The organism is Hymenobacter mellowenesis (assembly GCF_030581005.1).
Classification (GTDB): domain Bacteria; phylum Bacteroidota; class Bacteroidia; order Cytophagales; family Hymenobacteraceae; genus Hymenobacter; species Hymenobacter mellowenesis.
This window is the reverse complement of the sequence record NZ_JAUQSX010000002.1, coordinates 310,603-331,179: the sequence shown is the minus strand read 5'-3', so window position 1 is coordinate 331,179 and position 20,577 is coordinate 310,603. Positions and strand designations below refer to the sequence as shown.

The window sequence follows — 20,577 nt, the reverse complement described above, 5'->3', positions numbered from 1 at the left end:
CCAGCCGATTCTTCCGGCTTCAACCCTCCCTCCTATGCGCAAACTCTTACGGTATTCGCTGGCGCTGAGCGCCGCCTTCGCCCTCAGCCACGCGGCCCAGGCCCAAACCACGGGCGGCGTGGGCATCGGCACCGCCACGCCGGCGGCCTCGGCTTTGCTAGACCTCACCAGCACCACCAAAGGTTTGCTGGCTCCGCGTATGACGGCCGCCGACCGCACCAACATCCAAAACCCTGTTGCCGGCCTGCTCGTGTACCAGACCGATGGCGTGCAGCCCGGCTTCTGGTACTACACCGGCGCGGCTTGGACTTACGTGAACCCCAGTCCGGCCGGCGACAACCTGGGCAACCACACCGCCACCCAGAACTTGAGCCTGGGCACCAACCTGCTCACCGGCGGCGGCACGCAGGGCCTGCGCATGAGCAGCAGCGGGCAGGTGGGCCTGGGCGGCGCGGTGCCCACCAACTGGCTCGACATTCAGGGCGAGGGGCGCGTGGGCACCCACCCCACCGGCCGGCCGCTGTACATCACCGGGGGTTTCGACCAGGCCGCCAACGGGGTGGAAATCCGGCATTCCAACGCGTCGCAGGGCGTGGGCATTGGCTACAACTCCCTTTACGCGGCCGGTTCCAACACGAACCAGAACCTGAACCTGCTGCCCAAGGGCACGGGCAGCATGGGCATTGGCACCACCGACCCGGCCGCGTCGGCGCTGGTGGACATGAATTCCAGCAGCAAAGGCATGCTGCCGCCGCGCCTCACCCAGGCCCAGCGCGATGCGATTCTGAACCCCGCCACGGGCCTGACGGTGTACAACATCAGCGCGGGGCGGCTCAATACCTACAACGGCTACACCTGGACCGACCCGGTGCTGAACGTGCCGCCCGGCACCTCGGCCCAGCTCACGTTCAACTACACGGGCGGCCCGCAAATTTTTGCCGTGCCGCGCGGCGTCACCAGCCTGCAGGTCGATATGGCCGGGTCGCAGGGCGCGGGGGTTAGCTGCTCGGGCTGCTTTGCCTCGGGGCGCGGCGGGCGCGTGCAGGCCACGCTGGCCGTCACGCCCGGCCAGATTCTGAGCATTGAGGTGGGAGCAGTGGGCTACAACGGCGGCGGCGGCGGGTCGGTGCCCGGCGGGGGCGCCACCGACATCCGCATCGGCGGCACGGCCCTGGCCAACCGCGTGCTGGTGGCCGGCGGCGGCGGCGGGGCCTACAATACCTTCGGCTACAGCTCGGTGGGGTGGCCGGGCGGCGGCCTGGTGGGCGGCAGCTACAACTACGGCGGCACGCAGTCGGCCGGTGGGCAGGATGCGGGCACGCCGTTCCAGTACTGCTACTGCTCGCCCACCCCAGCCGGGCTGGGCGTGGGAGGAGGCACTTCGGGCGGTTCCTACTACTCGGCCGGCGGCGGCGGCGGCTACTACGGCGGCGGCGCGGGCTACTACGGTGGCGGCGGCGGCGGCAGCTCGTATACCGACCCTGCCCTGGCCACCAACGTCATCCACACCCAGGGCTACCGCAGCGGCGCCGGCTACGCGACGATTTCCTTCACCCAGGGCCCCGAGGCCCCCAACCTCAGCCTGAGCAACGCCACGGTGTCGCAGGCAGCGGGCAGCGTGATGTACAGCGACGGCAGCAAGCTGGCTGGCAACGCCGGGCAGCTGTACTGGGACCAGGCCGGTACCCGCCTGGGCGTGGGCACCGGCAGCCCGCAAGCCAAGCTCCACGTGGCCGGCGACGCCCGGGTGGATGGCCTCGGCGGCGGTGGCAGCCGCATGGTCGTGGCTGATAACAATGGCCAGCTCAGCGCCCAGGCCTTGCCCACCGACGTGCAGCAGCTCAGCAAAGCGGGCAGCACCATTAGCCTAACCAATGGCGGCTCCGTGACCGACAGCGACAACCAGCAGCTCAGCATCAGTGGCTCGACGGTTAGCCTGACCAACGGCGGCTCGGTGGTGCTGCCCTCTGGGGCCGACAACCTGGGCAACCATTCGGCCACCCAGACGCTGACGATGAACGACTACCTGCTGCGCCTGCGCGGCGGCACCGACAACCTCCACGGCCTGCAGTACTACAGCGCCCCCGACGGCCCGGCCCTCTTCGGCTACAACGGCGGCCTGCTGGGCTACAACAAGGGCGACGGCAACGGGATTATAACGGCCCTGCGCTGGGCCAACAACGGCTACGTGGGCCTCGGCGACGGCGTGACTTCTACCCCGTCCAACCGCCTCGACATCCGCTTGGAGCCGCGCGGCGGCAGCCACGCCACCAACCGGGCGCTGTACGTGACCGGCAACTTTGAAGATGCCAGCAACGGCGTGGAATTCCGCCACTCCAACGGCACGCAGGGCGTGGGCATCGGCTTCAACTCGCTTTACGCGGCCGGTTCCAACACCAATCAGAGCCTGAACCTGGTGCCGAAGGGCACGGGCGGCGTGGGCATCGGCACCACCAGCCCCGGCGCCCTGCTCGACGTGAACGGCAGCCAGCTGGTGCGCGGCGGCCTGAGCTTCGGGGCCAGCACCCGGCAGATGATTAACCTGTTCAACGACGACTACGGCATCGGCGTGCAGGGCGGCACGCAGTACTTCCGCACCGGCGATGCCTTCGCCTGGTTTAAGAGCGGGACGCACAACGACGCCCAGTTCAACGCGGGCAGCGGCGGCAGCCTGCAGATGGTGCTCAACGCCGCGGGCAACCTGGGCCTGGGCACCAACAACCCCACCGTCAAGCTCGACATCCCTTACGGCAGCGTGCGCCTGCCCGGCGCCAACGGCAGCGATACCTGGTTTAACTACCCCGGCAACAACCAGAACTACCTGCGCGGCACCACCATCTTGGCCGACAACGGCGGCAACGTGGGCATCGGCACCGGCAGCCCCACTTTCCCGCTCGATGTGCAAAGCGTCGTCACGCCCGGCAACTACGCCTACGCCTTCTACGCCTACAGCGGTGGGCCCTACACCGGCTCGACGGGCAGCAACAGCGGCCCGGTGAGCATCCGCGCCACGGGCCGCATTCTGGCCACCGAGTTCAACGCCACCTCCGACCGCCGCCTGAAAAATGTTATCGGCCTGAGCGACAACGCCGCCGATTTGGCGCTGCTGAATAAGCTGCGCATCACCGACTACACCATGCGCGACCGGGCCGCCTATGGCGCGCGGCAGTTCAAGAAAGTCATTGCCCAGGAAGTGGAGCAGGTGTTTCCGCAGGCCGTGAACCAGCACAGCGGCTTTTTGCCCGATGTGTACGCCAACGCCGTAAAAGCCGAAGCGCAGGCCGATTCGTTGCTCGTGCTCACGCTGCCCGCCGCCCCGGCCACGGCCGCCAAAGCCGGCCAGCGCCTGAAACTCATTGCTAAAACCGGCGAAGTGGTGGGCACGGTGAAAGCGGCCAACGGCGCCACCCTCGTGGTGCGCGGGGCGCGGCAGCTGGCCGGCCAGAAGGTGTTCGTCTTCGGCCTGGAGCACGCCGACGTTCGCACCGTGGATTACGAAGCCCTGAGTATGTTGAACGTGAGCGCCACTCAGGAGCTGGCCCGCAAAGTGGCCGCCCTGGAGGCCCAGAACGCCGCCCTGCGCCAGCAAAGCCAGCAGCAGCAGCAAGCCCTGCGCGCCCTGCAAACCGAAACCACCGCCACCACGACCAGCCTCAGCGAGCGGCTAAAGGCTTTGGAAAACATGCTGGGCGCCAAAGCTGAAGCGAAATGATTGCGCTGAAAGCAACTCCCTTCGCCGCCACGTTGGTCCTGGCCACTGTGGCCGCTCACGCCCAAGACCTCACCAACACTGGCACTCAGCTGGCGGTGCAGGCCGGCACCACGCTGGTGCTGCCCGGCAGCCTTAGCAACCAAGCCGACGGCACGCTCACTGTCAACGGCACACTGCAGGTGGCCGGCAACCTCACCAATGCTGGCACCATCCTGCCCGGCTCCGGCATCGTGGTCATGGCTGGTGCTATTGACCAGACTCTCACGCCCGGCGGGGCCAGCCTCGCCAACCTCGAAGTGCGCAACACCGGCGCGGCGGGCCAGAACCGCGTGCTGCTGCCCGCCGGCCTCACCGTGACGCAGCAGCTGTTACTCACCAGCGGCCTGCTGCGCACCGCCCCCGCCGCCACCATGCTCCTGCCCGATGGCGCGACCATCACGGGCGAAGCCGCCGGCCGCTACGTGCAGGGCAACCTGCGGGTGGAGCGCAACGCCGTGAGCGGCAGCGCTCCGGTCGATTTCGGGAATGGCTTCGCGCTGAACCCGAACGGCAACGCCCTAGGCACCGTGCGCGTGACGCGCACCGCCGGCCTGCAAACCGCCAACGTCAGCTTCGGCCAGAACCCCGCCAACGCCAGCCAGAAGGGCATCGACCGCATCTGGACCGTGGTACCCGACCAGCAGCCCACCGCCCCCGTCAACCTCACCCTGACTTGGCTGCCCGACGATGACAACGGCCTCACCTTCGGCCAAGCCCAGGTGTGGCGCATGCCCGACAACAGCACCGCCTGGCAGCCCGTGGGCAGCCCCGCCAGCGGCGCACCCCGCACCCTCACCGTGAGCACTGCCGGCCTTTCGCGCTGGACGGTGAGCAGCCTCGCCAACCCGCTGCCGGTGGAGCTACTCAGCTTCAACGCCGAGCGTCAGGGCGATGATGCGCTGCTACGCTGGGCCACCGCCTCGGAGAAAAACAACGACCATTTCGAGGTCGAATCCAGCCCCGACGGGCGCACGTTCCGACGCATCGGCACGGTAGCCGGCCAGGGCAGCAGCACCCAGCGTCACGACTATTCGCTACCCGACCCCAACCTGGCCCGCTACGCCGCCGAGCAAGTGTACTACCGCCTGCGCCAGGTTGATAAGGACGGCGCGGCCAGCTACTCGCCCATTCGCACCGTGCAGGTGCCGGCCGCGGGCGGCTTTGCCGTGCAGGCCTATCCACAGCCTTTCGGTTCCGAATTGAACCTGCTGCTGCGCACTCCCGAAACCGGGCCGGTGACAATTGCGCTGCTCGACGGCTTGGGGCGAGTGCTGCTCACGCGCCAAGCTACGCTGGCACCCGGCAGCACCGTGCTGCCGCTGCCCGAAGCGGCTGCGCTTTCATTCGGGGTCTATGTTTTGAGCATCAGCCACAATGCCTACCATCGCACCGTGAAGATTGTGCGCGAATAACGGCGCCGCCGGCTTATGGTCGGAATAAAATAATGGATATAAAAAAGAGGCGTGGGGAAATCCTCACGCCTCTTTTTTATGAAACCGATTCACAGCTGGTAGCAGCCGGGCATTGCTGCCCGATTCCATCTATCGGCCGCCGGGCGGGCAGTTCTCCTTCAGGAATTTAGTGTAAGTAGCGGCCAGGTGCCGGCTGGTGCCCTCGCCTTCCGAGATGCCGTGGGTACGGTTGGGGTAAGCCATGAGCTGGAAGGTTTTGCCGTTTTTCACCAGCTCGTTTATCATCTGCTCGGCGTTGTTGTAGTGCACGTTGTCGTCGCCGGTGCCGTGGATGAGGAGCAGGTTGCCGCGCAGGTTCTTGGCGTGCGCTAGGGGCGAATTGTCCACGAAATAGTGCTTGTCTTCGGGCAGTAGGCCCATGTAGCGCTCCTGGTAAATGTTGTCGTAGTTGAGCTGGTTATCAACCGCGGCAATGGAAATACCGGTTTTGTAAATCTTCGGGTACTGGAACATCAGGCTGAGCGTGGAGGAGCCGCCACCGCTCCAGCCCCACACCGCCACGCGGCTGGTGTCGACCCATTTGTTCTTCAGCACTTCCGTGGCCCCCATGGCCTGGTCGCGGATGTTGAGCGCGCCGATGTTGTGGTAAATGGCCTTGCGGAACTCGCGGCCGCGCGGAGCCGGGGCACCGCGGTTTTCGAGGGAGGCGTAGATGTAGCCATCGTCGGCCATGCTGCCCTGATAGAGGCGGTTGAAGCCCGTGCCGAAATTGTCGGTCACCGTCTGGCTGGCCGGCTCGCCGTATACCATGAACACGATGGGGTATTTCTTGGCGGGGTCGAAGTTGGTGGGCTTCACCATCCAGCCGTCCAGCGTCACGCCGTCCACGGTTTTAACCTGGAAGAACTCGGGCTTGGGCAGCTTCAGCTTTTTGGCCTGCTCGGGCATTTCGCCGCCGCTCAGGCGCTTATGAGTGGGCAAATCCACCACGTCCGACACCGGGTAGCTGCTGGCGCTGGCGTAGCGGTGCAGCGCCACCTTGCCGTTGGGCGAAATTTCGTAGCCGTTGGTGCCGCTGAGGGCGGCCGGTGTCACGCGCTCGGCCTTGCCGCCTTTCAGCGGCACCTTATAGAGGTAGCGCTGGGTGGCATTGGTGGGCGAGGCCAGGAAATAGATGGTTTTGCCGGCTTCGTCGATGCGCTCGACACTGACCACGTCGTAGTTGCCGGGCGTCAGCAGCTTCTCTTTGCCGGCGCGGTCAATCTGGTAGAGGTGGCGCCAGCCGTCTTTCTCGCTGGCCCACACGAAGCTCTTGCCGTCCTGCAGCCAGTCCCAGCCCACGGGCTCGTCCTTGGCCGTCACCCAGGCCTTGTCGGTTTCGGTGTAGATGGGCTTCACCGCGCCGGTGGCGGCGGTGCAAAGCATGAGCTTGCTCTCGTTCTGGCGGCGGTTCAATTGCTGAATAATCAGCTCGTTGGCTCCGGCCCATTCCATGCGCGGGATGTAGTGTTGCACGGCGTCGCCGGGCACGTCCATCCACTTCGTCGCGCCGCCGCTTGCGGCCACCACGCCTACGCGGCAGCGGCTGGGGTCTTCGCCCACCACCGGGTATTCCACGGGCACCGTGAACGGATACAGCGCATCCGTGGTGTTCAGCATGAGGTAGTTGCGCGTCTTGTTGGCATCGAGCTGCCAGTAGGCGATGCGCTGCCCGTCGGGGCTCCAGCGGAAGCCGTCGCGGCAGTCCAGCTCCTCCTCATACACCCAGTCGAAGGTGCCGTTGATGAGCTTGTCGGTGCCGTCGGAAGTGAGCTGGGTGATGGCGTGGTCGGTCAGGTTTTCGACGTACAGGTTGTGGCCGCTAACGTAGGCCACCTTGCTCCCGTCGGGCGAGAACTTGGCGAACATCAGCGACGACTCGGGCCGGCCTTTGCCCAATTGGGTGAGCTGCTTGCTGCCGGTGTCGTACACCCAGTAGTCGCCGCGGGTGTCGTAGCGCCACACTTTCTTCGTATTGGTATTCAGCAAAATAAGCCGGCCATCATCCGACAACGCCACGCGGCGCACACCCAGCGGGGCCGTCTGCCCGGCGGGCGTGAGCTGGCGTTTGCTGAGCAGCGTGCGCGTCTGGCCGGGCTGGCGAATGTCGAGCTGCACCACCGAGTCGCGGCGCACTTCGAGGTAGCCGTAGCCGTCTTTGGTCCATTGGGTGCCAGCGTTCTGGGCCAAAGCGGCGGTGGCCGTGAGCAGCGACAGCGAAGCGGCAAGGCCCGTCTGGCGGAAAAGGGAATATTTCATCAGATAAAGTAGAGTAGAAACACGAATTCAGAATCCCAAAGCTAGCCCCATTCCAAAATAAAAATCCCCATCGGCGCAGGCCGACGGGGATTTCACAATTTTCAAAACGCGCCTGCTTAGTGCGCGCCGTGCGGCACCTTGTCGGCGGGGGGCGGCGGGGCGTAGTGGCTGCCTTTGCCGTTGCTGCTGGCAGTGGCGCCGTTGTCGCTCACGCCGAGGCCGGCGGCTACGCCAGCGCCCAGCTTTGCATCAACTTTGCGCCACAAGGCCACCTGACGGGCCACAATTTCGTCCTTTTTCGGGCCTTCGATGCCGGCCATGTGGCCCACAATGTTCTTAATCGTGTCTTCCTGGGCCTTGGCGTCCATCAGGCGGAAGAGGTTGCCGGGCTGGGTGTAGTGGTCGTCGTCGCCGGGGGCGTTGCGGTCGTAGCGCTTCACGAAGGTGGCTTCCACGGGGTAGGCGTGGTCGCTCACGGTCTTATCCTCGGTGGGGCCGCCGAAGGAATTGGGGTAGTAGTTCACGCCCGGGCCGCCGTTGTTGCCGAGGGCCATATGGCCGTCGCGCTGGTAGTGGCTGGTGGCGAAGGGGTTGCGGTTGGCCGGCAGCTGGTCGTAGTTCACGCCGATACGGTAGCGGTGGGCGTCGGGGTAGCTCAGGATGCGGGTTTGCAGCATCTTGTCGGGCGAGAAGCCCATGCCGTCCACAATGTTGGCGGGCGTGTAGGCGGCCTGCTCCACAAAGGCATGGTAGTTCACCGGAATGGCGTTCAGCTCCAGCACGCCCACTTCCTGCAGCGGGTAGTCGGCGTGGGGCCACACCTTGGTCAGGTCGAAGGGGTTCCACTTGTAGTCGGCCGCGTCTTCCTCCGGCATGGTCTGGATGAACAGCTTCCACTGCGGGAAATTGCCTTGCGTGATGGCGTCCACGAGGTCGTGCTGGGAGAAATCGGGGTCGAGGCCGGCCATTTCGTTGGCTTCGGCATCGGTGAAGTTCTTGATGCCCTGCTGGGTGAGGAAGTGGTATTTCACCCAGGTTCGCACGTTGTCTTTGTTAATCAGCGAGAACGTGTGCGAGGAGTAGCCGTGCATGTGGCGGATGCCGTAGGGCGTGCCCCGGTCGCTCATCAGAATAAGCACCTGGTGCAGGCTTTCGGGCATCAGGCTCCAGAAATCCCACATCACGGTTTTGCTACGCAGGTTGGTATAGGGGTCGCGCTTCTGCGAGTGGATGAAGTCGGGAAACTTCTGGCCGTCCTTCACGAAGAACACCGGCGTGTTGTTGCCCACCATGTCCCAGTTGCCGCCTTCGGTGTAGAATTTCAGCGAGAAGCCGCGCGGGTCGCGGGCCGTATCGGCCGAGCCCCGCTCGCCGGCCACCGTGCTGAAGCGGGCCAGCACCTCGCACTCGTTGCCCACTTTGGCAAACAGCTTGGCGCGGGTATACTTCGTGATGTCGTGGGTGACCGTGAATTTGCCCTGCGCGCCCACGCCCTTGGCGTGCACCACGCGCTCGGGCACCCGCTCGCGGTTGAAATGGGCCAGGCGCTCGAAGGCATTGTAGTCTTCCTGTAACACGGGGCCGCGCGGGCCGGCGGTCACGGAATTCTGGATGTCATCGAGCGGGCGGCCCGAAGAGTTGGTGATGTGCGCGCCGCCGCTCAGGTCGGCGGGTTGGGGCGAATTAGGAGTATCGAACTTGGGGGGGCTTTTGGCCATGATGGAAGGAGCTTTTGTGGGATTGAATTGATAGAGTTATTCAAACAGCTGGACACTGCTTAAACCCAGCGCGACGAACATTGTTAGTCAATGCCAAAATTTTGTTAATGAAGCAATTAGGTTCATTTAAAATTCATTTTGCGGGTAGTTAAGCCGCGCTATTGCAGGTCGATAACCGACATGGTATGAGGGGCATCCGACTTGGTGTTGGCGAAGTGTTTCACCGGGTGGTCGAAGTCGGAAATGTAGAGGCGCTTGCCCTTGAGCAGTACCTCGGCGGGCTGGTCGAGCTTGCCTCCGGTGCCGTCGGTATCGGGGTTCTGGGCCAGGGTCGTCACCTTGTTGCCATTACGCAGGTCCACCACTTCAATGGCGTTTTCGCGCGAATTGCACAGGTACATCTTGTCGGTGGCGCGGTCGATGATGAGGCCGTCCACGCACGGAATCTGCTTGCCGCTCAGCGCTAGGGTTTCCTGTTTGGCAAGGCTACCGTCAGGTTTCAGCGACACTTTATAGAGCTTGCCGTCGCCGAAGGAGCCGGTGTAAAAATTGCCCTGGCTGTCGTAGTCCAGGCCGTCGGCGCCGTTATCCACGCCGGTTTCGTTCACCGTGGTCGAGAACATGGCCAGCACGTGCGGGTCTTTGGTTTTGGGCTTGAGGTGCACGGTCCCCTTATTCAGCTCGGCTAGCGAGAACCTGAGAATGGCGCTGCCCTTGTCGTTGTCGGGCAGGTCCCACTGGCTGTCGGTCACGTAAATGGTATTGCCCTTCCAAACCACGGCGTTGGCCAGGGCGAAATTGTCGACCACCGTGGTGACGCGGGCGGGCTTGCCGTTGCTCATCTCCACCTTCATCAGGCGCGATTTAAAATCCTTGCTATTTTCGTACTGGTTTTCGGCGTAGTACAGGTTGCCATCGGGGCCGAAGGCCAGGTCCATGGGGGCGGCCTTTTTGGTGGTGGGCTCCACCGGCAGGTCGGTGAGGAAAGGCGTGATGTTGGCGCCGTCAATCTCCATCAGCGAGGCCGGCTGGCTGTTGTCGGCCAGGTTCGGAACGGAGAGGATGAGGTGGCCGTTGGGGGCCAGCGCCAGGCCGTCGGGGGTATTGTGGGCGTTGTCGAGGGTGAAGAGCAGCTTGGGGCTGCCGATGGTGGGAATGGAGCCGGCGGGCAGGCCCATGGTGTCGGCGGCCGTTGCTTTGGCGGCGGCCGAGTCGGTTTTCACCACGGCTTCGCGGTTCACGGCTTCGTCCTGGGTAGTGGGCGGGTCCGACTGGCAGGCCGCCAGCAGCGTGCCGCCAATCAGCAGCGGAAATAGCTTGCGCATGGGTTTTTGGAAAGAAAGTTGGAAAAGGAATGGAGCAGGCCAAACGGGCTGAATCCTAACGGCTGCCCGGGCCAGGGGTTGCGCGGCCGGCCCGGTCCCGCGCGGAGCACTTGCTGCGCCAGTCGGCCTTTTCGGCCGGGCTTGCGTACCTATCTTGCCGAAAATTTTTCTTACCACCCTCCTAATCCCGCGGCCGCCCCAACCGGCCCGACTTCCCTGCTCATGGCTGCAATCAGCGATAAAAAAGTCGTCACCATCACCTACGACCTCAGCGTGACCGACGAAAACCAGGAAAAAGTATTGGTCGAATCGGCCGAAGCCGACTCGCCCATGGTGTTCCTGTTTGGCCACAGCGGCCTGCCCGAAGAGTTTGAAGCCCAGCTCGACGGCAAAAACCCCGGCGACGAGTTCCAGTTCAGCCTCACCCCCGAGCAGGCCTACGGCGAATACGACGACCAGGCGCTGGTTGAAATCCCCAAGGAAGTATTCCTCATCGACGGCAAGCTGGACGAGGAAATGCTGCAGCCCGGCAACTTCCTGCCCATGGCCGACAACGAAGGCAACCACATGCAAGCCAAGGTGGTAAGCATCGGCGACACGGCCGTACAAATGGACTTCAACCACCCCCTGGCCGGCATGGTGATGCACTTCCACGGCAAAGTGCAGGACGTGCGCGAAGCCACCGCCGAGGAGCTGGCCCACGGCCACGTGCACGGCGAAGGCGGCCACCACCACTAGGCAGCCCGGCTTTTCTTAATGATTGTGTTCCTGCAAAGCCTTCGGGTTACTTGCAGGAACACTTTTTTTTATCGCCTATGGGTGCAGTTATGCGCGGGCTCAGCTTTTTCGCGTTGTTCGTAGGTTGGCTGGCAATTAGTTGCAGCCCTCAATCGGGGCACGAAGAGGGAGAACGTCCGTCCGTTAGGCCATCGTTGGCCTCTCTCGCTCCCATTCCCAGGAAGCCCCAACCGGGAACGGCTCCGTTGCAGCAAGAGCCATTTTCTTTTTATCGTGACACGACCCTCCTATTTGGGAAATACATTGTTGCGCATGATGACGAAGGCTACGCATCTGTCTTTTACAAACCTTCTTCTGACGGTGCCTGGGCAGAGATGCCGCAAGTGTACGGCCGCACCATTATGCTGGACACGGCCAATGTAGATAAGCAGGGTGAGCCGGAATTACTGCTTACCATCGAATACAAACGCTCTGGCAACCCGGATTATGGGACCGTTCGAACACTTTACGTTCTGCGCCCAGGGCTAACGCTCGACTCGCTGCTGGCTGTTCGCATCGAATGTTCCGACTACCACCACGCTTGGGAGAACGGCGAACTGTACAACTTTGGTCAGTCGCAGCAAGTGACGGCTGGCTACGGTTTTCTCCGCATCGGCCCGGTCCGGACCACATGCGAGCGTGTCCGCTCAACCGCTCCATGCGAATGCAACGCTGATGACTTGGCCCAAGCAGGCAGGGTGCCCTTTGCCCGCCCCGGGCGGTACCGCTGGCAACGTGGCCGTTTGGCATGGTTCAGCTCACGCTAAAAAACTGGCGGCCACGTACGCCTGCAACTCGGGGAAAAACGCCCGGAAATCCGCCTCATACGCCGCGTAATTCCGCTCAAGCTCCGCCACGGCCGTTTCCATGCCCGAGCCGGCCACCGCCCGGCGGCTCAGGCCACTGAGGGCGCGCCGAATACCTTCGGTTTCGGCGTAGCCCAGCAACCAGTTGTGTTGCACCAGATGCGGGAAGAATTGCTGGACGCGGGGGGGCATTTCGGCTTCGCGGGCCTGGAGCACCGCATACACGCGCCGGGTGAAATCGGACAGGCTTTCGGATGAGAATTCGGGGAAGTTGCGGGCCAGAAAGTGGTCGAGAAACATGTCGGAAATCACGCCGGCGTACTTGCCGTAGCCGGCCTCGCGCAGGCGCTGGGTGCCGCGCCGCACCACGGGGTGCTGGTCGGTGAAGGTGTCGATGGCGCGGTGCAGGCGGATGCCGGTTTGCACGCCGGGCGGATAATTTTCGAGCTGGCGGCCGGGCACCGAGTCGGCGATAAACTGGCCCAGCAGCACGTCGGCGTAGGAAGCGGAGGTAGGGTCGCCGGATAGGAAAAGGTGGGCCAGAAAGTTCATTGCGGGTGGCAAGGTACGGGCAAGGCCGGGCTTTTATTCAACCCCGACCCGCCGGCAGCCGTAAGCCCATTGGCCACCGGCTGCCCGCAGCGGTGGTCCTTTCTTTCACCTCCCCAATACCCCTTTCCCATGTCCGAAAAGTCGCCCGTTACCCACGACCTGACCCAACTGTTCGAGAAAATCAAGGACGTGCGCATTGCCATGCTCACCACCACCGACGAGCATGGCAGCCTGCACAGCCGCCCCATGGGCACCATCAAGCCCGGCAAAGACGATGCCCTGTACTTCCTCACCGATTCGGAATCGGCCAAAGTCTACGAAATCAAAAAAGACAGCCAGGTGAACCTGAGCTACGGCGACCCCGGCAGCAACGTGTACGCCTCCGTGTCGGGACGCGCCAATGCCTACCGCGACGAAGCGCAAATTGCCGAGCTGTGGAGCGAGCCCATGCGCGCCTGGTTTCCGAAAGGCAAAGAAGACCCGCACATCACTGTTCTGAAAATCACCATCGACAAGGCCGAGTACTGGGATTCGCCCAGCAGCTTCCTTTCGCAAGCCTATGGCTACGTACGCGCCGTGGTGACGGGCGAGCGCAGCAAAGACGACGACGTGAACCAGCACGCCCAGGTGCAGCCCCAATAGGTGCCGCTGCCTGTTTCATTCGAAAGGCCGGAAGCAATTCCGGCCTTTTTTTGTTGCCTGATACCGCACAGCAGGCCGTTCAGGTATAACAGTTTAACGGCTGCGCCTGAAAACCACCGATTCTCCCCCTGCATGTCTCACACCACCCTTTCCATTTTCACCCTGAAACCTGGCCACCGGCGCTGGGCGCTGGCCCAGATGGGCACGGCGCCCACCCAACTAAAACGGGTGGCGGGCCTGCGCTTTTTCAAGCTGATGGGCAGCGGCGCGGCCAACGGCTTCGGCATCTGGCCTAACCTCGACCGCTACGGATTGATGGCCGTGTGGGAAGACGCAGCCGCGGCCGAAGCGTATTTTCGCCAGCACCCGGTGTGGGCCGCTTACCAGCAGCGCAGTGCCGAAACCTGGACGGTGGAGCTGGCGCCTCTCAAGGCCCACGGCTTCTGGGACGGCCAGAATCCCTTTGCCGAACTGGCCGACTCTGCCGGCCCGGCCAACCGGACGGCGGCCTTGCCCGTGGCCGTGCTCACCCGGGCCAGCATTCGCTGGCGCAAAACGCCGCGCTTCTGGCAGTATGTGGAGCCCACCAGTGCAGCCTTGGCGCAGGCCGTGGGCGTACGGGCGGCCATTGGGCTGGGCGAGTTGCCGCTGGTGCGCCAGGCCACTTTCAGCGTGTGGGAATCGGCCCAGGCCATGCAGGAATACGCCTACCGAGACGTGCGCCACCGCGAAGTAATTCAGCTCACGCGCCAGGAAAAATGGTACGCCGAGGAGCTGTTTGCCCGCTTTCAGGTGCTGAGCAGCACGGGCACGATGGACGGACAGGAACCACTTGCCGGCTTATTGCCAGCCCGTTAACTCCGCAGATTATACCGCTTCACCCAGCCCAGGGCATTAGCTGTCAGCTCAGGGTGAGGGTCGGGATGGGTGGCTAGCCGGGCCGCTTGACGGTCGGGCGCGGGGGCCGCGTTAGTGAATAATGTAAAATCTGACAATGGCTCGTTTTCAGATTCTTTGTCAACTGGGAGGCTGTGAAGGCTCACCTGGTTTTGGCCCAGCCCGCCGTAAATTCCCACTTTTATGCCCACGGCCGCGTCTGCCGCAATGCGGAAGGTGTCGTTGCCGGCCAGCCCGTACAGGTTCAGGATTTTGGTGGTTTGGCGGTCGTACACGCGCTCTGAGAGCAGGCTGTCGGGCCGGTGCGGACGTTGGGCCAGCAGCTGCACGCGCAGGCGGCCCGGGCCGGCGTTGGTCACCTCGAATCGTTCGTTTTTATCGGTGCCCACCACCCAGGCTTCGGCATTTAGAATTTCGAAGTAGCGTTGGGCCACGGCCGCCAGCTGCCCGCGCCGGGCGCGCAGCAAGGGCGCGAGGTAGGCGGCAATGCCAACGCGCGTTTCGGCGGGGCCGGCCTTCAGGGCTTCATCAATCACAACGTCGCTGAGGCGCTTTTGCAAAGAATCGGCTTCGGCTTGAAAGTCGTCGGCATTCAGCGGAGCCAGCAGGGTACGGTCGAGGTTGCGGGCGGTGGTGGTGAGGGCATCCACGTTGCCCAGGCGAATGGTGGCGTGGAAGCTCTGAAACTTGAGCAGAAACCACGACAGCACCCGCGTAATGGCCCCGTCGTCGAACAGGAAAAACGCCTGGTCCCGGTCGCGCGGAATGGGCCGAAACCGCGTGCCGCCGCTGCCCGGGAAGCTGGCCCAGCGCCACTGGTCTTCGCGCCGGCTCCAGTCGCCGAGCCACATATCCAGCAGGCGGGCCCGCAGGAAATCGCGGGGGCTCACCTGCGTGTTGGGCCGCTTGCGCAGCATGGTGAGCAGGTGCTGCGAGTTGACGATGGCCGGCGAGTTGCCGAAGCTGCGCTTGTGCTCCTGGTTGCCCTCGGCCCGCTCTTCGAGCAGGTACAGGGCGTTGGCGTAAGTGGTTCGAAATTTCCCCAGGTGGGGGTCGTTGGGCAGGTACACCAGACGCGGGTTGGCGTGGTACACCCCGGCGGCGGCGGCCAGGCGGGCGGCCACGTAGGCGCCGTAGGGCAGTGTGGCGCTGGTCTGGTCCTTCATCAGCCGTTGCAGCAGGTTGCGCTTCCAGCCCACGGGCAGGGCGGCGCTCATGTCTTTGTCGACGGAGCGCAGCACGAACTGGTGGCCTTTGGCCGTGCTCATTCGGAGGGTGCGGCTCTGGTAGCTGCCGCCGGCGCGCAGGGGCACCAGGCTGTCGCGCTCGGGCGAGGCCAGGCGCAGCACCGGCGCCGTCACAGGCGCGTTCCAGATGGCGCGGTAGTGCGTGCCCCAAAAAAACTGCCACACACCGCTGCGGGCGTATTGCGGCCCGGCCGCTACCCGCACCGTGGCCGAATCGGCGGCCCACTGCGCCGCGGCTGGCGCGGGGGCAGGCTCGCTGGCAAGGCTCAGCATACTCAGGGCGATGCTGCCAAGCAGGGCCAGTACCCCGCTCAGGGCCAGCCACCCAACCGCTTTCATCAGCCCAAACCAGCGTCGCTGTTTTTTCAAAACCAAGTTGCCGCGTGAAGAGCTTTTAGCCAAGCCCATTGGCCTCCTATACCGCAAACCGTGGCCCTACGGTTGTGCCTGTCGGCGCTTGCGCCGTGACTTTTGCGGCCCCGCTGCGTTAAAGGCGCATTCGCTTTGCCTTCTTTCCTCGGAATGCCCCTGTTCTATCGTTCTTTTTACCAGCGCGGCTGGCTGGCACTGGCCTGGGTGGGCTTGCTGGCGGGCGGCTGCGCCCGGCGCAATTATTTCCTCCCCGATTCCCGCGTGGGTGCCACGGCCACTGCTCCCCTCCCCGCCACCACCGATTCGGTACGCGTGGCGGCCGGCCGGCACTACAGCCAACATTCTGATTTGTACTACCTTTTCCTGGGCCGACACTACCGCCCGGTGTGGGCCGCGCCCGTCACGGTGCCGGTGCTGCGCCTGGCCACGGTGGTGCCCGGCGGCCTGCGCCCCGGCAAAGCCGGCGGCGGCTTCCAAAGCATCAGCATGACGCTGGAAGGCAAACAGGACCGGGAATATGCCCTGCGCGCCCTCGACAAAGACCCCGCGAAAACCCTCCCTAAAGTCCTGCGGGCCACTTTTCTGCTGAATGTGGTGCGCGACGCCACTTCGGCCGCCAACCCCTACGCGGCCCTCACGGTGCCGCCGCTGGCCCGGGCGGCGGGCGTGCCCCACACCCGCCCGCAGCTGGTGTACGTGCGGCCCGACGAAACCGGCCTGGGGCCGGGCTCGGAGCGATTTCAGGGCAAGGTGGCGCTGCTGGAAGAGAAGTACGAAGAACTGGCCTCGCGCACGCCCGACCTGGCCGGCGCCACCAACTTTGTGGGCGGCGAAACGGTGCTGAAGAAAACGTATTACCAGCCGGCCGGCTACCTCGACCAGCCCGCCTTCCTGCGGGCCCGCCTGCTCGACCTGTTGCTCGGCGACTGGGACCGGCACGAGCGCCAGTGGGATTGGGCCGCCTTTCCCGAAGCCAATAGCCGCACCCGCTACCAGCCCATCCCGAAAGACCGCGACCAGGTGTATTTCCGGTTCGATGACGGGCTGGTGCCCTGGCTGGCCTCGCGTCGCTTCATCGCACCGCAGTTTCACACCTTCCGGGCCTCCTACGGCTACCTGCCGGGCCTCATCTACCAGGCCGAATTCATCGACCGGCGCGGCCTCTCGCAGCTGAAACGCGCCGATTTCCAGCGTATTGCCGCCGACTTACAGCGCCGCCTGCCCGATTCGGTCATCGAGCGGGCCATGCGCCGGCTGCCCCCGGCCGTGTTTGCCCTCGAAGGCGCCCGCCTGGGCGGAGCGCTAAAAACCCGCCGCCAGCACCTGCCGCGGGCCGCCGATGAATTCTACCAGCTGCTGGCCCGCGAGCCCAATCTGGGCGGCTCGGCCCAGGCCGAGCGGTTTGTGGTGCGGCGCTTCGCCGATTCGACCACGGTGCAGGTTTTTTCGTCGGCGCGGCACGCGCCCACCACGGCCGACACGCTGCGTTTCCGGCGCACGTATTTCACGGCCGAAACCCGCACGCTGCTGCTCGACGGGCTGGACGGCGACGACATTTTCGACGTGACGACCACCGGCGGGGGGCGTCCCATTCGCCTGCGCCTGTACGGCGGCACCGGCCAGGACCAGCTGCTCCGCCAAGGCAATGCGCGGCACCTGCGCCTCTACCCCGATGAGGCTTCCGACCTCACGGCCGCCCAGTCGGAGCGTCCTTACCTTTCGCGCCGGCGCCACACTCCGGCCGAGCGCACCGCCGAAAATTAGCGACTGTAGCGCGGGCTTTGTAGTCCGCGCTTCCGGCGGATGCGCGAACAACCCAAACGGCTTTGATGCGCTGAGACGCGGACTACAAAGTCCGCGCTACGGCCATAAATTTTGCCTAGCCATTTCGGCGTTTTCGGGAGCGCAACCGTTCAATGCCCGACCCTACTTCCCATTAGCTTTTGATAACGCTACGCTTGCGCACTTTTTTCTGGAATGCGGGCGCCCTGGCCGCGGTGGTGCTGGGTGGCACGGGCTGCGTGCGGCAGCAGTTTTTCCAGCCCGATGCCCGCCTCGACGCCACTTCTCCCCTGCCCCCCACGGCCGACAGCGTGCGCCGCGCCACGGCCGGCCGGCAATACGCCCGCCACGGCGGCTTATACAACGCGCTGGTGGGCCGCCACCACCGCCCGAGCTGGGCGGCCCCGGTTTCGGCCCCGGTATTCAAGATGAGCACCGCCCGGCCCGGCGGCCTGCGGGCCGGCAAGGTGGGCGGCGGCTTCAACAGCACCAGCGTGAACCTGACGGGCCCCGACGGCCGCGCCTACGTCATTCGCACCGTCGATAAAGACCCCATTCGGGCCACTCCGATGGCCGTGCGGGGCACTTTTCTGGTGAATGTGCTGCGCGACAACGTGTCGTCGACCAACCCCTACGCGGCGCTGCTGGTGCCGCCGCTGGCCCGGGCCGCCGGGGTGCCCCACTCCTCGCCGCAGCTGTTTTACGTGCGGCCCGACGACCCGGCGTTTCAGGCCGATTCGCTGGTGCATTTCCGCGGGCAGCTGGCCTACCTGGAAGAAAAAACGGCCCAGGCGCCGTGGCTGCCCGCCCCGGTGGCGGCGGTTAATAGTACCAAGGCCTTTACCAGCGCATTTGCCAGCCCCGCCCGCCGTTTCGACCAGCCCGCACTGCTGCGCGCGCGCCTGCTCGACGCCTGGCTCGGCGACTGGGACCGCCACGCCGGGCAGTGGAGCTGGGCCGTGGACGCCCCCACGGCCGCCGGCTTCGCGCGCATTCGCCCCCTGCCCAAGGACCGCGACATGGTGATTTACCGCCTCGATGACGGCGTGCTGGGCTGGCTGATTGGCCACGTCGCCATCCGGCACTGGGTCACGTTCGGGCCGCGCTACAAGGCGCCGGTGGCCCAGCTCTCCAACGGCGAATACCTCGACCGGCGCGCCCTCAACCAGCTCACGCGCGTCCAGTTTCAGGCCGCCGCGCGCGACTTGCAGCGCCGTCTGCCCGACTCGGTGCTGCAGCGCGCCGTGCGCCGCCTGCCCCCCGCCGTGTACGCGCTGGAGGGCCCGCGCACGCTGGCCGCCTTCCAGGCCCGCCGCGAGAAGCTGCCCGCGCTGGCCGAAACCTTCTATCGCCACCTGGCCCGCCGGCCCCGCATCGGCGGCACGAACGAAGCGGAGCGGTTCGAAATCCACCGCTACGCCGACTCAACCGTGGTGGCCATTTTCGCGGCCAAGAGCACGGCCGCGTTCTACCGCCGCGCCTTCCGGCCGGCCGAAACGCGCCGCATTCAGCTGGAAGGGCTGGGCGGCGACGACAGTTTCGTAGTAGAAAACCACCGCCCCAACGCCCGCGCCCAGCCCCGGATTCAGATTTATGGCGGTGCGGGCAATGATGAATTCAGGGCCACCACGGGCCAGGCGGGCATTCGATTCATACAGGAAGCCGCCCCGGCCAAGGATGCCTTTGACAAGGTGCCGGAAGAGTAGTCGGCCAGGCGAAATCCAGAACGGTCATGCTGAGCGCAGCCGAAGCATCTCTACCGCAATAGTAAATCCTTTCGATTGGATTACTGCCGCAGTAGAGATGCTTCGGCTGCGCTCAGCATGACCGTTACACGGTTTTTACAGCTTCTACTAAGCCTGTTCCAGCATTTTCAGCACAAGGTTTTCCACCGGCGAAAGCAGGTCATTGGGTTTAGCTTCGGCGTCGTGCTTGCGCAGGAACTCGATGAGCTGGCCGGACTTGAACAGCTCGACGACTTGCGGGTGGATGTAGTATTTGGAACACACCGTGGGCGTGTTGCCCAGACCGGCGGCCACGTCCTTCACGGCTTTTTTAATCACCTTTTCAGGTGCCAGGTCGGGCTCCTCCCGCAGCACGGCTTCGAGGCAGCCCACCATCTTCACGGTGCCGCCCCAGGTGCGGAAGTCCTTGGCCGACAGGGCCAGGCCAGTGTGCCGGTGCAGGTAATCGTTCACATCGCCCGATTCGAGGGCGTGCCGCTGGCCGTCTTTCGAATAATACTGAAACAGGTGCTGGCCCGGGATTTCCTTGCACTTGCGCACCAGCCGGGCCAGGCGCGCATCGTGAAGGGTCACGTCGTGCGGCACGCCTTTTTTACCTACAAAGCTAAAGTTGACGTCCGTGCCGGTCACGTCCACGTGCTTGTCGAGCAGCGTGGTGAGGCCGTAGCTGGGCTTCGACTTGCCGTTCTTTTTGGCGTACTCCTTATTGCCGACGCGGATAAACGACTGGTCCATGAGGGTGAGCACCAGGGCAATCACCTTTTCGCGGTCCAGCTCGGGGCGGCGCAGGTCCTTGTTGAGCTGCTGGCGCAGCGGCCGCAGCTTTTCGCCGAAGGTGCGCAGGCGCGAAAACTTGGTCAGGCTGCGCATTTCGTCCCAGGCCGGGTGGTAGCGGTACTGCTTACGGCCCAGGTTGTCGTGGCCGGTCACCTGCAGGTGGGTGTTGGCTGAGGGCGAAATCCAGACGTCGGTCCAGGCCGGCGGAATCACGAAGCTGCCGATACGCGTGAGCGTTTTGTCGTCGGTGATTTTCTGGCCTTTGGCATCGTAATAGGCAAAATGGCCGGCCCGGGTAGGCTTGCGGCTGATGCCCGTGCCCTGGTCGGTGGCATAGCGCAGGCCGGCCATCTCGGCCTGCCGGGCGGGGTCTTTGTAGAGAATGTGCGCTTCCTCTTGCGGCAGCAGCGTTTTTTTGCGGGTTTTGGGACGAGCAGTGGCGGTGGACATGGCGCTTGGAAGAAACCGGGAATTCA

The 20,577-nt window shown here is 64.5% G+C and carries 14 protein-coding genes; 8 read left to right on the top strand and 6 right to left on the bottom strand.

Features of this window, described 5'->3' with window-relative positions; all coding sequences use genetic code 11:
* Positions 1 to 34 precede the first annotated feature (34 nt).
* On the top strand, positions 35 to 3,712 hold the full coding sequence (locus Q5H92_RS05420; protein ID WP_305010477.1) for a tail fiber domain-containing protein: 3,678 nt from the start codon (positions 35 to 37) through the stop codon (positions 3,710 to 3,712).
* Positions 3,709 to 5,163, top strand: coding sequence for a T9SS type A sorting domain-containing protein (locus tag Q5H92_RS05415; protein WP_305010476.1), 1,455 nt, complete (start codon positions 3,709 to 3,711; stop codon positions 5,161 to 5,163). Before Q5H92_RS05420 ends, Q5H92_RS05415 begins: the two co-directional genes overlap by 4 nt.
* Before the next feature lie 129 nt (positions 5,164 to 5,292).
* Here Q5H92_RS05415 and Q5H92_RS05410 read toward each other — a convergent pair whose 3' ends face one another.
* The 3 genes from Q5H92_RS05410 to Q5H92_RS05400 form a co-directional block, all read right to left on the bottom strand.
* Entirely contained in the window at positions 5,293 to 7,461 is a 2,169-nt protein-coding gene (locus Q5H92_RS05410; protein WP_305010475.1) for a S9 family peptidase, read from the bottom strand.
* A gap of 116 nt (positions 7,462 to 7,577) precedes the next feature.
* Positions 7,578 to 9,179 carry a catalase gene (locus Q5H92_RS05405; protein ID WP_305010474.1) on the bottom strand — a complete coding sequence of 534 codons (1,602 nt, stop codon included), beginning with the start codon at positions 9,177 to 9,179 and terminating at the stop codon, positions 7,578 to 7,580.
* A 158-nt stretch (positions 9,180 to 9,337) separates the two neighbouring features.
* Positions 9,338 to 10,504, bottom strand: coding sequence for an SMP-30/gluconolactonase/LRE family protein (locus Q5H92_RS05400; RefSeq protein WP_305010473.1), 1,167 nt, complete (start codon positions 10,502 to 10,504; stop codon positions 9,338 to 9,340).
* Between the two features lie 222 nt (positions 10,505 to 10,726).
* Here Q5H92_RS05400 and Q5H92_RS05395 point away from each other — a divergent pair, with 222 nt between their 5' ends.
* Both Q5H92_RS05395 and Q5H92_RS05390 read left to right on the top strand, forming a co-directional pair.
* A complete protein-coding gene (locus Q5H92_RS05395) occupies positions 10,727 to 11,242 on the top strand; it encodes an FKBP-type peptidyl-prolyl cis-trans isomerase (RefSeq protein WP_305010472.1) in 516 nt (171 codons plus the stop codon).
* A 245-nt stretch (positions 11,243 to 11,487) separates the two neighbouring features.
* Positions 11,488 to 12,048: a hypothetical protein gene (locus Q5H92_RS05390; protein ID WP_305010471.1), complete on the top strand. Its 561-nt coding sequence runs from the start codon at positions 11,488 to 11,490 to the stop codon at positions 12,046 to 12,048.
* Here Q5H92_RS05390 and Q5H92_RS05385 read toward each other — a convergent pair.
* Entirely contained in the window at positions 12,040 to 12,639 is a 600-nt protein-coding gene (locus tag Q5H92_RS05385; protein WP_305010470.1) for an acyl carrier protein phosphodiesterase, read from the bottom strand. The two genes, Q5H92_RS05390 and Q5H92_RS05385, sit on opposite strands and share 9 nt — an antisense overlap.
* A 129-nt stretch (positions 12,640 to 12,768) precedes the next feature.
* On the opposite strand from Q5H92_RS05385, the gene Q5H92_RS05380 reads away from it, so the two are divergent.
* Both Q5H92_RS05380 and Q5H92_RS05375 read left to right on the top strand, forming a co-directional pair.
* On the top strand, positions 12,769 to 13,281 hold the full coding sequence (locus Q5H92_RS05380) for a pyridoxamine 5'-phosphate oxidase family protein (protein WP_305010469.1): 513 nt from the start codon (positions 12,769 to 12,771) through the stop codon (positions 13,279 to 13,281).
* Between the two features lie 132 nt (positions 13,282 to 13,413).
* Complete coding sequence (locus tag Q5H92_RS05375; protein ID WP_305010468.1) at positions 13,414 to 14,139, top strand: spheroidene monooxygenase; 726 nt, start codon at positions 13,414 to 13,416, stop codon at positions 14,137 to 14,139.
* Here Q5H92_RS05375 and Q5H92_RS05370 read toward each other — a convergent pair.
* The gene (locus Q5H92_RS05370) at positions 14,136 to 15,794 is read right to left on the bottom strand and encodes a hypothetical protein (protein WP_305010467.1); all 1,659 of its coding nucleotides are present in this window, start codon (positions 15,792 to 15,794) and stop codon (positions 14,136 to 14,138) included. The two genes, Q5H92_RS05375 and Q5H92_RS05370, sit on opposite strands and share 4 nt — an antisense overlap.
* A 153-nt stretch (positions 15,795 to 15,947) precedes the next feature.
* Between Q5H92_RS05370 and Q5H92_RS05365 the strand changes: the two genes are divergently transcribed.
* Complete coding sequence (locus Q5H92_RS05365) at positions 15,948 to 17,561, top strand: hypothetical protein (protein WP_305010466.1); 1,614 nt, start codon at positions 15,948 to 15,950, stop codon at positions 17,559 to 17,561.
* Positions 17,562 to 17,740: 179 nt separating this feature from the next.
* On the top strand, positions 17,741 to 19,285 hold the full coding sequence (locus Q5H92_RS05360) for a hypothetical protein (RefSeq protein ID WP_305010465.1): 1,545 nt from the start codon (positions 17,741 to 17,743) through the stop codon (positions 19,283 to 19,285).
* 147 nt (positions 19,286 to 19,432) lie between these two features.
* Here the strand turns inward: Q5H92_RS05360 and Q5H92_RS05355 are convergent, their stop codons facing one another.
* Positions 19,433 to 20,551 (bottom strand): DNA topoisomerase IB, encoded by a 1,119-nt coding sequence (locus Q5H92_RS05355; protein WP_305010464.1) that lies wholly within the window; start codon positions 20,549 to 20,551, stop codon positions 19,433 to 19,435.
* Positions 20,552 to 20,577 lie beyond the last annotated feature (26 nt).

Bases quoted from the DNA above. Each gene is read 5' to 3' on its own strand.
- Q5H92_RS05420 (WP_305010477.1), top strand. From the start codon at position 35: ATGCGCAAACTCTTACGGTATTCGCTGGCGCTGAGCGCCGCCTTCGCC.
- Q5H92_RS05415 (WP_305010476.1), top strand. From the start codon at position 3,709: ATGATTGCGCTGAAAGCAACTCCCTTCGCCGCCACGTTGGTCCTGGCC.
- Q5H92_RS05410 (WP_305010475.1), bottom strand. From the start codon at position 7,461: ATGAAATATTCCCTTTTCCGCCAGACGGGCCTTGCCGCTTCGCTGTCG.
- Q5H92_RS05405 (WP_305010474.1), bottom strand. From the start codon at position 9,179: ATGGCCAAAAGCCCCCCCAAGTTCGATACTCCTAATTCGCCCCAACCC.
- Q5H92_RS05400 (WP_305010473.1), bottom strand. From the start codon at position 10,504: ATGCGCAAGCTATTTCCGCTGCTGATTGGCGGCACGCTGCTGGCGGCC.
- Q5H92_RS05395 (WP_305010472.1), top strand. From the start codon at position 10,727: ATGGCTGCAATCAGCGATAAAAAAGTCGTCACCATCACCTACGACCTC.
- Q5H92_RS05385 (WP_305010470.1), bottom strand. From the start codon at position 12,639: ATGAACTTTCTGGCCCACCTTTTCCTATCCGGCGACCCTACCTCCGCT.
- Q5H92_RS05380 (WP_305010469.1), top strand. From the start codon at position 12,769: ATGTCCGAAAAGTCGCCCGTTACCCACGACCTGACCCAACTGTTCGAG.
- Q5H92_RS05375 (WP_305010468.1), top strand. From the start codon at position 13,414: ATGTCTCACACCACCCTTTCCATTTTCACCCTGAAACCTGGCCACCGG.
- Q5H92_RS05365 (WP_305010466.1), top strand. From the start codon at position 15,948: ATGCCCCTGTTCTATCGTTCTTTTTACCAGCGCGGCTGGCTGGCACTG.
- Q5H92_RS05355 (WP_305010464.1), bottom strand. From the start codon at position 20,551: ATGTCCACCGCCACTGCTCGTCCCAAAACCCGCAAAAAAACGCTGCTG.